At 68.0% G+C, this 13,302-nt stretch carries 8 protein-coding genes; 4 read left to right on the forward strand and 4 right to left on the reverse strand.

Annotated features, from left to right (window positions below):
* The first annotated feature begins 70 nt into the window (after positions 1-70).
* Complete coding sequence (locus EPL04_RS10355) at positions 71-1,225, forward strand: acyl-CoA dehydrogenase family protein (protein ID WP_134671270.1); 1,155 nt, start codon at positions 71-73, stop codon at positions 1,223-1,225.
* 301 nt (positions 1,226-1,526) lie between these two features.
* Here EPL04_RS10355 and EPL04_RS10360 read toward each other — a convergent pair whose 3' ends face one another.
* The gene (locus EPL04_RS10360; RefSeq protein ID WP_134671271.1) at positions 1,527-2,582 is read right to left on the reverse strand and encodes a dipeptidase; all 1,056 of its coding nucleotides are present in this window, start codon (positions 2,580-2,582) and stop codon (positions 1,527-1,529) included.
* Positions 2,583-2,625: 43 nt separating this feature from the next.
* On the reverse strand, positions 2,626-3,996 hold the full coding sequence (locus tag EPL04_RS10365; RefSeq protein WP_134671272.1) for an NAD(P)/FAD-dependent oxidoreductase: 1,371 nt from the start codon (positions 3,994-3,996) through the stop codon (positions 2,626-2,628).
* A 201-nt stretch (positions 3,997-4,197) separates the two neighbouring features.
* Here EPL04_RS10365 and EPL04_RS10370 point away from each other — a divergent pair, with 201 nt between their 5' ends.
* Positions 4,198-5,394 (forward strand): amidohydrolase, encoded by a 1,197-nt coding sequence (locus EPL04_RS10370; RefSeq protein WP_134671273.1) that lies wholly within the window; start codon positions 4,198-4,200, stop codon positions 5,392-5,394.
* 8 nt (positions 5,395-5,402) lie between these two features.
* Here the strand turns inward: EPL04_RS10370 and EPL04_RS10375 are convergent, their stop codons facing one another.
* Positions 5,403-7,340 (reverse strand): hybrid sensor histidine kinase/response regulator, encoded by a 1,938-nt coding sequence (locus tag EPL04_RS10375; protein WP_167599456.1) that lies wholly within the window; start codon positions 7,338-7,340, stop codon positions 5,403-5,405.
* A gap of 375 nt (positions 7,341-7,715) precedes the next feature.
* On the opposite strand from EPL04_RS10375, the gene EPL04_RS10380 reads away from it, so the two are divergent.
* Both EPL04_RS10380 and EPL04_RS10385 read left to right on the forward strand, forming a co-directional pair.
* Entirely contained in the window at positions 7,716-10,091 is a 2,376-nt protein-coding gene (locus EPL04_RS10380; RefSeq protein WP_134671275.1) for a methyl-accepting chemotaxis protein, read from the forward strand.
* A complete protein-coding gene (locus tag EPL04_RS10385; protein WP_134671276.1) occupies positions 10,088-11,248 on the forward strand; it encodes a BMP family lipoprotein in 1,161 nt (386 codons plus the stop codon). The genes EPL04_RS10380 and EPL04_RS10385 overlap by 4 nt, the downstream gene beginning before the upstream one ends.
* Before the next feature lie 67 nt (positions 11,249-11,315).
* Here the strand turns inward: EPL04_RS10385 and EPL04_RS10390 are convergent, their stop codons facing one another.
* Positions 11,316-13,295 carry a SpoVR family protein gene (locus tag EPL04_RS10390; protein ID WP_134671277.1) on the reverse strand — a complete coding sequence of 660 codons (1,980 nt, stop codon included), beginning with the start codon at positions 13,293-13,295 and terminating at the stop codon, positions 11,316-11,318.
* Between the last annotated feature and the right edge of the window lie 7 nt (positions 13,296-13,302).

Below are 13,302 nucleotides of genomic sequence, written 5' to 3' on the forward strand. Positions count from 1 at the left end.
AATAAGAAACTCTGAGTGAGTTTATTTACGGTTACAAAGGAATTTACGGTCGGGTGTGCAATCGGCGCACATGGACTTTGGACTATCCGACGAGCAGATCGCGATCCGCGACGAAGTGCGGAAGTTCGCCGAAAACGAGATCGAACCGGTCGCCGGCGAGTACGATCAGGCCGAAAAGTACCCCTGGGACGTGATGGACAAGGCCGCCGAGATGGGCCTGACCGGCTCGAACATCCCCGTCGAGTACGGCGGCGCGGGCTACACGCCCCTCGAAACCGCCATCATCGTCGAGGAGCTGTTCGCGGTCGACCCCGGCATCGGGCTGTGTATCACCTCCGCGGCGTTCGGCGCGGACGCCATCCGGGAGTTCGGCACCGAAGAGCAAAAAGAGCAGTACCTCCGCCCGGTCGCGGAGGGCGAGGCCGTGATGGGCGCCGCCATCTCCGAACCCGACACCGGCTCGGACGTCTCGTCGGTCTCGACCAGCGCCGAGAAGGACGGCGACGAGTGGGTGCTCAACGGCAACAAGATGTGGATCACGAACGGCTCGGTCGGCGACTACTTCGTCGTGATGTGCGAGACCGACCCCGAGATCGAAGACCGGTACGCCGGCTTCTCCCAGATCGTCGTCGAGTCCGACCGCGACGGCTTCGAGGCCGACAAGATCACGGGCAAACTCGGCATCCGGGCGAGCGACACCGCCGAGCTCATCTTCGACGACGTCCGGGTCCCCGAGGAGAACCTCGTGGGCCAGCGCGGGATGGGCTTCCCCCAGCTCATGCAGTTTTTCGACGAGACCCGCACGATGGTCGCCGCCCAGGGCGTCGGCATCGCCAAGGGCGCCTGCGAGCGCGCCCTGGAGTACGCCCAGGAGCGCGACCAGTTCGGCCAGCCGATCTCCGAGTTCCAGGCCATCCAGCACAAGCTCGCCGAGATCCACACCAAGACCGAGGCCGCGCGCAACCTCACCTACAAGTCGGCGTGGAGCATCAACAACGAGGACGACCAGCTCACCCAGCTCGCGTCGATGGCCAAGGAGTTCTCCTCGCGGGTCGCGGTCGAAGCCGCCGACGAGGCGGTCCAGATCCACGGCGGGTCGGGCTACGTCAACGACTTCGACGTCGAGCGGCTCTATCGGGACGCGAAGATCACCCAGATCTACGAGGGAACCACCGAGATCCAGAAGAACATCATCGCCCGCGAGCTACTGGGCAAAGGGTTCTAGACGACCGACGACCCTTTCGAAGGGCGGCGCATAAACGCGCCGCCATTGCAAACGCTCCATCAAAACCGCCGGAAGAGGGAAGCTCTCCCGAGCCTGCGTTCGCTCCGTTCACGCAGACACGGCGTTCCTCCCGCCGTTCGCTTCGCTCACTCTGGTCGTCGCTTGGTCCGCTCGCTCGTCGTGGTCCGAGAGAGCGACGCTTTCTCCTCATCACGAAAGGCGATGGCGTTCGAACGACGACGCTCCTCGCTCGCGGTGCGATTGCTGGTGCTCACAGCATCGCACGACTACGGCATCGCGCCTACGCCCACGTCTCCCCAAGCACTCGGAGCCAGTTGTCGCGGGCGATCTTCTCCACTTCGTCCTCGTCGAACCCCCTGTCTCGAATTGCGGCGAGCACGTCGGAGAGCCCGGTCGCGTCGCCGATCGGGTCGGGGATGGTCGCACCGTCGAAGTCCGACCCGAGCGCGACGTGGTCGACGCCGACGCGGTCGGCGACGTACTCGACGTGATCGACCAGCGTCGCGATCGGCGTGTCGGGGTCGCTCTCGCCGTCCGGGCGGAGAAACCCCACCGCAAAGGTGATTCCGACGAGCCCGCCCGAGGCGGCGATCGCGTCGAGCTGTTCGTCGGTCAGGTTTCGGCTCGACGGACAGATGGCGTGGACCGCGCCGTGGCTCACCACGAGCGGATCGGTCGACAGCGCCGCGACGTCTTCGAACCCGGCGGCGTTGAGGTGCGCGAGGTCGACGACGATCCCCCGGTCGTTGCAGGCCGCGACGAGGTCCCGGCCGGCGTCGGTGAGTCCGGGACCCGTGTCGGGCGTCCCGGGGTACTCGAACCGGACGCCGTGGCCGAAGGCGTTCGGGCGGCTCCACACCGGTCCGATCGAGCGCACGCCCGCGGCGTAGAGGAGATCGAGGTTCGAGAGGTCGGGGGCGACCGCCTCGGCGCCTTCGAGGTGCGGGATCGCGGCGAGCGCGTCCGAGTCGAGCGCGGCGTCGAGGGCCTCGGCGTCGCCGACGATCCGGACCGCGCCGTCCGAGTCGGCCCGGATGCGGTGGAGTCGCGCCAGCGCGTCGTAGGTGAACGCCCTCGCCCGCTCGCGGTCGACCGCCGGCGGGAGGTCCATCTCGTAGCCCTCGGCGGTCGGCTCGCGGTCGTACTCGTGGTCGTCGTTCGGGACGAACACCGCGAACAGGCCGCCGGCGAGGCCGCCGTCGCGGGCCCGCGGGAGGTCGAGGTGGCCCGCCTCGCGTCGCTCGAAGAACGAGCGACCGCCCTCCCGGCCGTCCGCTCGGACGTCGAGGAGGGTGTCGTTGTGCCCGTCGAACACCGCGACCGGAGCGTTCGTCATACCGGGTCGGCGTCCCGGAGACCTGTCAATCTGTCGACCGGGATCAGGCCGAGTACTCGTCCTCGCGGAACTGGACGTACTTGCCGCCCCGGTACTTTCGCTTGGTGGTCTTGTACTTGGTGACCAGCTTCGCGCCGGTCAGCCCCGAGGAGAGCTTCCAGTCGAGGAGTTTGCCCTCGCTCTCGTCGGCGAGGATGTCGCTGGCGACCGCGAACGTCCGGTCCCAGTCGTCGGGGCCGTAGTCGGCGACGATGTCGGCGAACGCGACGTTCCGGAGTATCTCGTCGCCGATCGCGTCCTTCCAGCGGTCGTTGTAGCCGTCGAGTCGGCCCTTGCCGGCGAGTTCGCCCGCGATGGCGCCGGTGCGGGCCGCGACGTGGTACCCGCCCTCGTGGAACGCCGAGGTGGTCCCCATCGCGCCGCCGACCACCGCGACGTTGGCGTCGACCGGCGAGTCGATCGGCCGGGTCGAGGAGATCGGGTAAGTCTCGGTGCCGCCGGTCTTGCCCCGGTCCTCGACGCGGGGGAACTCCGAGAGGTCGTACTCGTCGCCGTACTCGCGTTCGAGCAGGCGGTCGATGTACTCGTTCGGTCGCGGGAGCGCCTCGTCGTCGTCCCGGAGCAGGTCGTACCCCGCCGGGTCGTCGACGTCGTCGAGGCGCATCCCGATCGGCATCGTGAGCCCGACACGGGCGACCGTCCCGTCGTTCGGGAACACCCACGGGTAGGCGGTCTCGCCGGGCATCACGCCCCACCAGAACTTGAGCGCGTCGGGGTCGAACAGCTCCTCGGGGAACTCCCGGTACTCCTGGTAGGCGATGTGGTTGGCGGTGTCGGGCGACAGCACCTCCGAGATCGGGCGGTCGGCCGGGCTGAACCGGTCGAGGACCCGCATCGTGACCTGTCGCTGGGGGCCGTCTGCGAGCACGAGGTAGTCGGCCTCGATCGCCTCGCCCGACGAGAGCGCCAGCGTGTGGGTCGGCGCGCCGGTCAGGTCGGTCTCGACGTCGGTCACGCTGGTCCCGACCCGGTACTCGGCGCCAGCGGCCTCGGCGCGGTCGCGGAACCAGTCGTCCATCCGGGCGCGGTGGAAGGTGAACCCGAAGCCGTCGTACGAGGACTCGATGCCGGTGGCCCCGAGGACACACGACTCGGTCGGGCCGTAGAACTCCGTCCGGTCGAGTTCCCGGAGCACCACGTCGTCTGGGATCTCCTCGAAGGGGACGTCGAGGATGTCCACCCAGTAGTCGAGCATGCCGGCGGCGTCGGTCGAGTCCGGTCCCAGCGCCTCGCGGTCGGCGCGCGGGACGCCCTTCTCGACGAGGAGGGTCTGGGCCCCCTGTTCGGCGGCACAGCGGGCGGCGGAGGTCCCCGCGGGACCGCCGCCGACGATGGCGACGTCGACTCGCTTCATACGACTACGGTTCCGCGCGGGGTATTAAATGCTTGACCTTCCCAATCCGTGAGACCTTCCGGCGCCGCGTTCGGCGACCGGCGCCGGAGTCGGCGGGGCGTTCCCGTTCGCGACCGCTCTCCGTCCGGACACGTCGCGGCGTCTCGGGTCCGACTGTTTCGAACCGAAATACTGATACTTCGATCGTCGCTGGTACGAGCCGTGAAAGCAATTGTCAACGGAACGGTCCACACTCTCACGGAGGCAGGGACCGTCGAGGACGGTGCGGTCCTGTTCGAGGACGGCGAGATCGTCGCGGCCGGCGCAGACGTGGACGTGCCCGACGACGCCGAGGTCGTAGACGCCGGCGGGCGCCACGTCACGCCCGGCCTCGTCGAGGCCCACAGCCACGCCGGGATGGGCGAGTGGGGCGAACCCGAGGACGGCGACGTCAACGAGGGGACCGACCCGATCACGCCCCACGTCAACGCGCTGGACGGCTTCCACCCCCGCGACGAGGAACTCCAGCACGCGTTTCAGGGCGGGGTGACGACCGTCAGCGCCCGGATGGGGAGCGGGAACGTCGTCGGCGGGATCATCTGCTCGATGAAGACCTACGGCGACGTGGCCGACGAGATGCTCGTTCGCGAGGACGGGATGAAGGCCGCGATGGGCGAGAACCCAAAGCGGTTCCACGGCGAGCAAAAAGACCGGGAACCGGTCACCCGGCCGGGCATCGCCGCCAAGCTCCGTCAGGCGCTGATGGACGCCGAAGACTACGTCGAGCGCCGCGCGAACGCCCGCGAGGAAGGCGAGCCGTTCGACCGCGACCTCGGGATGGAGAACCTCGCCCGCGTCGTCGAGGGCGACCTCCCGCTTCGGGTCCACGCCCACCGCGCCGACGACATCGCCACCGTGTTCCGGATCGCCGACGAGTTCGGCATCGAGGACCTCTCGATCGAACACGCCACCGAGGGCCACGTCCTCGCCGAGGAGTTCGCCGCTCGGGACGTGCCCGCGGTCGTCGGGCCGTCGATCTCGTCGGCGAGCAAGTACGAACTCCGAAACATCACCTTCGAGACGCCCGGCATCCTCCACGAGGCCGGCGTGAAAGTCGCGATCCAGACCGACGCGCCGGTGCTCCCCCAGGAGCACCTCGACGTCTGCGTCGGGCTGGCGGTCCGCGAGGGGCTCCCCGCCGAGGACGCGCTGGCGACCGTCACTCGCAACCCCGCCGAGATTCTGGGCATCGACGACCGAGTCGGCACGCTCGAAGCCGGCACCGACGCCGACGTCGTCGTCTGGGACGGCCCGATGTTCGATCTCGACTCGGACGCCCGACAGGTGTTCCTCGAAGGCGACCTGATCTACGACAGCGAGCGCGACGACGTCGACCCGCGCGAAGAGTACGCCTGGTAGTCGTCGGGTCACTCGACGCCGGTGATTTCGAACCGCGCGCCGCCGTCGGCCCCCTCGGTCACGCTGACGCTCCAGCCGTGGGCCTCGGCGACGTCCTCGACGATCGCGAGCCCGAAGCCCGTTCCGTCTCGGGCGGTCGAGAACCCGAACTCGAACGCGGCCTCGCGGTCGTCGGCCGGGATGCCCTCGCCGTCGTCTTCGACGTAGAAGCCGTCGCCGAGGTCGCCGATCGTGATCGCCACGCCGTCACCGCCCCGCTCGGGGGCGTCCTCGGGGCCCTCCGGGCGCCGTTCGTCCGTACCCCCGTGCTCGACCGCGTTCCGGACGAGGTTTTCGAGCAGTTGCTTGAGCCGGCCCCGGTCGGCCCGGACGGTCCGGTCGGTCTCGATCGAGAGCGTCGCGTCGGCCGTGTCGACGGTCCGCCAGCTCGCCTCGGCGAGGTCGGCGACCTCGATCGGCTCGGGGTCGGTCGCCGCCTCGCCCTCCCGGGCCAGCGCCAACAGATCCTCGACGAGCGACTCCATCCGGTCGAGCGACCGCGCGACCGCGTCGAGGTGGTCGCTGTCACAGCTCTCGGTCGCGACTTCGAGTCGCCCCTGCGCGACGTTCAGGGGGTTGCGGAGGTCGTGGGAGACGACGCTCGCGAACTCGTTGAGCCGCTCGTTCTGGCGTTCGAGTCGCTCGCGAGCGCGCTGGCGGGTGAGCTCGTAGCCCACCCACTGGCTCATCAGGTCGACGAGCGTCACGTCCCACTCGGAGAACTCCGTCTCGCGGGGCTGGTCGTCGTAGAAACAGAACGTCCCGTACACCTCGCCGTCGACGCTGACCGGCGCGCCGAGGTAGCACGAGATTCCCTGCTCCGTGTACCCCGCCCGATCGGTCAGTTCGGGGGCGTCCTCAGCGACGTTCGAGAGCACGAGCGTCTGCTCGGTCGCGACCGACCGCTCGCAGTTCGTCGACGACAGCGGGACCGTGTCGCCGGCCCGGACGCTATCGTCGGGCGATCGCACGACCTCGTAGACGTACTCGTCGCCTCGGACGTCCGAGAGCGTGCCGTACGACGTTCCGAGGGCGTCGCGCCCGATATCGAGCAGCGCCCCGACCTGCTCGTCGAACGACCGGTCGGTGTCGGCGATGACGTCGTGGATCCGCCGGAGGTGTCGCTCGTACTCGGTCCGCTCGCTGACGTCCCGGCCGGCGGCGACGATGGCGGTCGGCTCCCCGTCGGCGTCGGTCACGGGGTAGAGCGTCCCGTCGATGGTGAGCCGGTTGCCGTCGGCGTCGTAGTGGTCGGCCTCGTAGCGGACGAACTCCCCGTCTGCGGCCCGGTCGATCCACTCCCGGAGGTCGGCCTGCATCGCCTCGGAGTGGTTCCACCACGGCGTCTCGGCGAACGGTTCGCCCTCGACTTCCGCGGCGGTCACGTCGCCGAACGCCCGGGCGGTCTCGTTCGCGCGCTGGACGGTGCCGTCGAGGTCGAGGATTCCCATGAACGAGACGGGGTTGTCGAACACCGCGTCGAACCGCCTGCTCGTTCGCTCCAGTCGGTGCTCGCGCTCGCCCCGCTCGACGGCGTCCAGAACACGCTTCGCGAGTAGCGTGTAGCCGGCGCTCCCGGCGGGTCGGTGTACGAAGTCGTCGACGCCGGCCGCGAGCGCGTCGGCGACCGCCTGCTCGCTCCCGGCGTCGGCGAACACGACGAACGGGAGGTCGGGGTACTCGGCCCGGACGGCGTCGCGGAGCCCGAGGGCGTCACCGTCCGGCAGTTCGAGCCCGCTGACGACGCAGTCGAACGACGCCGCCCCGAGCCGGTCGAGCGCCTCGCTCGCGCCGGCCGCGGACTCGACGCTGAACCGGTCGGTCTCGCGTTCGAGGGCCCTCGCGGTCTCGGCCGCGCGGTCGGCGTCGACACAGAGGACACGAATTCGGTCGGCGTACGATTCCATCGGCGTACTCGCTAATTTATCGCGAGTCCGTACATATGTATCGCTGTGGAAGCCGCTCGTCTCGGCCGCGGACAGACGCAGACTCGGGTTCACGAGTCGCTTCATCCGTAGTCGGGCCGCGATCGGCGTCCCCCGCTCTTTCATCTCGGTCTTCGTCGGGAGTCCCGACGATCCGTCGCGGCGTCGATCACTGAACGTCCTCGGGGGATGTCGCTACCGCGGCTCGGCGGCTCGGCGCGAGACGGACGCATCCTCGATTTCGCTCGCTGGCACGTATATTATGAACAAAAATATACATAAAATTTCTATTAACATGAATTAAATTCCACTTTCTATCGCGGAACTCTTATCCCGGTCGGGTGATCCGGGACCGATATGGGAAGTGACCCTTCGCAGAAGCGACAGATAGACTCGTCCGGGCCACTCTCGCGAGCGGGGCGATCGCTGGCAGAGCGGCTCCCGACCGAAGCGGTTCCCGACGTCCTCAGACGGACGTTCGCCGGGAAGTTCTTTGCGGTCGTCCTGATCGTGATCCTGGTGACCGGCACCGTCGGCGCGTTCAACTACGCGTCGACGACCGCGGAACTGAGCGAGAGCGTCGAAAACCGGATCAGTTCGACCGCCGACCTGCAGGCGAGCCAGCTCGGCGAGTGGGTCCAGAGCAAGCGCACGCTGACCCGAACGCTCTCGCAGGCTCAGGCGTTCCGCACGTACAACGAGCGGGGCGTCGAGTACTACTTGGAGTCCCAGGAGCCGACACTGCCCGAGGACGTTCGGGCCGTCCACTTCGTCAACACCACCTCCTGGGAGATCAGAGTGAGCACGGCCGACGGGGCGACCGGGACCAACCTCCGGGAGTCGGGCGTTTCGTGGGCGAGTGCCGACCTCGGAGACGACCTCGAACGCCCTCGTGACGTGTTCGTTTCGAGCAACCCGTACAACGCGACCGACGGCGACGGGCGGGTCGTCGCGTTCGTGAGCCGCGTCCCCGACAAGGACGAGCGGGCGGTGGTGCTGACCGCCGACATCTCCCAACAGGTCAACGGGCTCCACCAGCCCGTCGAGGACGGCCAGACGGTCGTCTACAACCGCGGCGGCGAGGAGGTGTTCAACACGGGCGACCGCCGGCTCGACGGGGCGCTCTCGGGCGCGACCGCCGTTCAAAACGTTGCGGACGGCTTCGTGAACACCGAGGAGTTCGTAGCCGACAAAGCGTCGGTCCTCGGGTCCGACTGGATCGTCGTCTCCTACGCTCCCAAGGCGAGCGCGTTCGCCATTCGCGATCAGGTCGGCACCAGTCTCCTCACGACGATTCTCGCGGCGGTTCTCGCGCTCGGCGTGGTGTCGGTTGTCTTCGAACGACAGACGACCACGACGCTGAAGGAGCTGACCGCGAAGGCCAAGGAGATCGAACGCGGGAACTTCGATACCGACCTCGAAAGCAGTCGTATCGACGAACTCGGTCAGCTGTACGCCGCGTTCGACAGCATGCGCGACTCGATCACGGAGAAGATTCGAGAGGCCGAGTCGGCCCGCGAGGACGCCGAGTCGGCCCGCGAGGACGCCGCACGCGAGCGCGAGCAGGCCCAGCAGGCGCGCGAACGGGCCGAACAGCTCAACGACCGCCTCGAACGCCGGGCCGACAGCTACAGCGAAGTGATGCGTGCCTGCGCGGCGGGCGACCTCTCGCGGCGCATGGACGCCGACGCCGACAACGAGGCGATGGCACAGATTGCCAGCTCGTACAACCGGATGCTGGACGAGCTGACCGAGACGATCGAGGAGGTCCGAGCGTTCAGCCGCGACGTCGCCGCCGTGAGCGAGCAGGCCACCGACGGTATCGCGGAGATCGAGCGCGCGAGCCAGGAGGTTGCCGAGTCGGTACAGGAGATCTCGGACGGGGCGACCCGACAGAACCGCGACCTCCAGCGGACCAGCGAGGAGATGAGCGACCTCTCGGCGACCGTCGAGGAGGTCGCTTCCTCGACCGAGACGGTGGCCCAGCGGGCCGAGGCGGCCGCCGACGAGGGCGAAGCCGGCCGAGAGGCCGCCGAGAACGCAATCGAAGAACTCGACAGCATCGAGTCCCGAACCGAACGGACCGCGGAGGCCGTCGAACGACTCCGCGAGGAGGTCGCCGAGATCGAGGAGGTGGTGGCGTTCGTGACCGATATCGCCGAACAGACCCACGTCCTCGCGCTCAACGCCTCGATCGAGGCCGCCCGCGCCGGCGAGGCTGGCGAGGGCTTCGCGGTCGTCGCCGAGGAGGTCAAGAGCCTCGCTGAGCAGACCCAAGACGCAACCGACCGGATCGGCGGCTCCATCGAACGGGTCCGCGACCAGACCGAAACCACCGTCGCGGAGATGGCCGAGACTCGGACCAGCGTCTCCGACGGCACCGAGACCGTCGAGACCGCGTTGGAGGCCCTCGAACAGTTGGTCGACGACGTCTCCGAGACCAACGAGAGCATCCAGGAGATCAGCCGCGCGACCGAGACCCAGGCCGAGTCAGTTCAGGAGGTCGTCGCGACGGTCGAAGACGTTTCCAGCGTCAGCGAGGAGACGACAGCCGAAGCCGAGACCGTCTCTGCGGCCGCCGAGGAGCAGACCGCGTCGCTGACCGAAGTATCCTCGACGGTCGAGGATCTCGCGAGTCGGGCCGACCGGCTCAGCGACCTGCTCGATCAGTTCGATCTCGACGACGACCGGGCCGGCGACGGGTCGTCCGACCGTACGGTGGTGCACCGATGACCGACGCACCCAGATCGGCTTCCCGACGCCGCCTGCTCCGCAGACTGGGCGTCGTCGCGACCGCGGGACTCGCCGGTTGCTCCGGGAACGATGCCCGCGAGGAGGCGACGACTCGCGGCGCCTCGACGCCGACCGAGTCGACGTCGCGACAGACGACCCCCACGCTCGAACGTAATCCGGACGCGCGAATCGGGATGGTGTACGCGACGGGCGGGCTCGACGACGACTCGTTCAACGACATGGCCAACGCCGGGATCCGACGCGCCAGCGAGACCTTCGGCATCGACTTCGACAACGCCGAACCGTCGTCGTCGACCGAGATCGAGCAGTTCCAGCGGGAGTTCGCGGCCGCGACCGACCCCGGTTACGATCTGGTCTGTGGGATCGGGTTCGCACAGACCGACGGCATCGTCGCCAACGCCACCGAATACGCCGACCAGCAGTTTCTGCTCGTCGACGGCGTCGCGACCGACGACGGGGAACCGCTGTCGAACGTCGCGAACTTCGTGTTCCGCGAACACCAGGGATCGTTTCAGGTCGGCCACCTCGCCGGTCTCCTGACCGGCCGGGAGTTCAGCGCCGGCGCGGGCGAGACGACCGACGAGCGGAGAGTCGGGTTCGTCGGCGGCGTCGAGGCACCGCTCGTCGAGAAGTTCGAGGCCGGGTTTCGCGCCGGCGCGACACACGCCGACGAGGCGGTCACGGTCGAAAGCGCCTACGCGGGCGGGTTCAGCGACCCCGAGACCGGCCGGGAACTGGCCGCTCAGATGTACAGCGACGGGGCCGACATCGTCTACCACGCCGCCGGCGCGACCGGCGTCGGAGTCTTTCGGGCTGCCCAGGACCACGGTCGGTTCGCGATCGGCGTGGACAACGATCAGTCGGTCAGCGTGCCCGAGTACAGCGACGTGATCCTCGCGAGCATGGTCAAGCAGGTCGACACAGCGGTGTACCGCTCGATCACGAGTCTCGTCGAGGGCAAGTTCGAGTTCCGGGTCGGGACCGTCAACGCCCTCGGGCTCCTCGAAGGCGGCGTCCGCGCCGTCTACGGGAGCGAGATCGGCTCGGCGATCCCCGAGGCCGTGACTGAGCAACTCGACGCCTCCCGGCAGGCGATCGTGAAAAATCGGATCGACGTTCCCTCGACGGTCTCATGACGGCGTTCGCGTCCTCGCGCGTCGGGGCCGGACTCGCGGGGTCCGGACGGCGTTCGCGCCCCGCCGATCAGGCCAGCCACTCCTCGGGCTTGGTGTCGTAGTCGACCTCGGTCGCCGCGATCTCCTCGACCTCGCTCCACGGCAGGTCCTCCATCGTGAACTGCTCGCCGTCGTAGCGCAGGAGCTTGCCCTGCTCTTCGGGCTCTGGCTCGCGGTCCCGGCGCCGGGCGATCTCGGCGTCCCGGTCGTCGATCTCTTTCACGATGGTCTTGAGGTTCACCGGCCGGCCCCACAGGTCGAACACCCGTTCGAGGGTGCGTTTTGCCTGCTCCACGTCGAGCATCACGCCGTTGTAGTGGTGGCCCAACAGGAGCTCGTTGCGGTTGTTGTAGTTGCCGTCGTACACCGCGATGGTGGGCTTGCCGAAGTTGGTGAACTGCAACATCAGCTTCTTCTTGACGTCCTCGTAGTCGGTGCTCGCGACCCGGTAGTCGCCGGTGGTCTGGCTGAACTCGTAGGTGAAATACTCGTTGTCCGTGACGAACTCCTGGGTGAGATAGCCGTCGAGGAACGTCACGTCGTTGTGGCTCTCGCGGATCTCCCGGAGCTTGTCCCAGCCGGCGGCGTAGTCGACGGCTGCGATCGCCGCTTCGATCGAGTCGTATCTGGCGTCGTCGAGCAGGTAGCGCGCGAACTGTTCGAGGTCCTGCTGGGAGACCGACCTGAGGAACCCCCGATTCTGGGGCTTGCAAAGCGAGAAGTGTCGCTCGGCCAGCCCCTCGTAGTCGAGCACCTTCCAGGGGTACTCCGCGACGTCTAGGTCGCCGGCCGCCGCGCGGTCGAGGGCCGCCTCGTCGATCTTCTCGGCCGGCAGGTCGCGCAGGTCCGCGAGCGTCTCGGGCGTGATTCGGTCGAGCGCGGGATCGGGCGCCAGAAGCTCCTGAACCCGATCGAAGTCGACGGTGTCGTGGAAGTTCCGCCAGGTGATCCCCTCGACCCGCAGGAGCTTCCGACACACCTCCCGGCGGTTCTCGGTGTTCTCGATGTACTCCCACAGCTCCTTGCCGAGCTTGTAGGGGTTGAGCCCGGGGGAGTTGAGCACCCGGGCCTGGTGGTCGGCGTAGCTGAGAAACTCGTCGTCGCCCGCGAACGTCTCCTCGCCCATCATCATCGACTCCCAGTAGGCGGCCCACCCCTCGTTCATCACCTTCGTGAGCTTCTGGGCCGCGAAGTAGTACGACTCTGCCCGGAGCATCTCTAAGATCTCGCGTTGCCACTCCTCCATCTCGACGGCCTTGCCCGTCTCGCCGTCGAAGGCCTTGCCGTGGTCTCGGAGGAAGGCAAGCACGTCCATCTCGGGTTCGTCGAGGTCGGCGTCCTCCGACTGGGCTTTGACCCATTCCTCGTCGAACACCTGGCGTTTGACCTCCTCGCTCAGGTCCATCTCATCGAGCCGCTCGGCGAGCTCGTCGTCCTCGAACTCCTCGTCGTCGGCGCGCTCGAACTGGCGCTTGAACGGCTGGTGCTGGTCGATGTTGTCCTCCAGACAGAGCACGCTGTCGATCCAGCGCTCGACGGCCTCCCGATCGATCTCGGGGTCGGTCATGTACGACTCGATGCGCCGGGCGTGGCGTTCGAGCATCGCGGCGGCGTCGAGGTCCTCTGCGAACATGCCGTACCACTCGTTGTTCGCGAAGAAGTCCGAGTGGGCCTCGACGTGGGTGATGACCGCCTTCTGGTCGGCCAGCGCGTTCGACTCCTGGAGGAAGGCGTGAGAGGGGTCGTCGTTGATGACGATCTCGAACGCCTTCCCGCCGGTGTACTGGCCCTGCTTTTGCTGGCGGTCGTACTGCATCCCCCACCGCCAGTGGGGGTATCGCTCCTGGAAGCCGTTGTACGCGATGAGCTCGTTCATCTCGTCGTAGTCGACCACCCAGTAGTTGACGTCGTAGGGGTCGAGCCCGAGCTTCATCGCGAGATTCCGGGCCTCCGCGGCGGGTTCGTCGAGCTGTTCGGCTGCCGTCCGGGTGCGGGGTCGGTCCCTCATGGCTCTG

It is taken from the genome of Halorussus marinus, assembly GCF_004521895.1.
Taxonomy (GTDB): domain Archaea; phylum Halobacteriota; class Halobacteria; order Halobacteriales; family Haladaptataceae; genus Halorussus; species Halorussus marinus.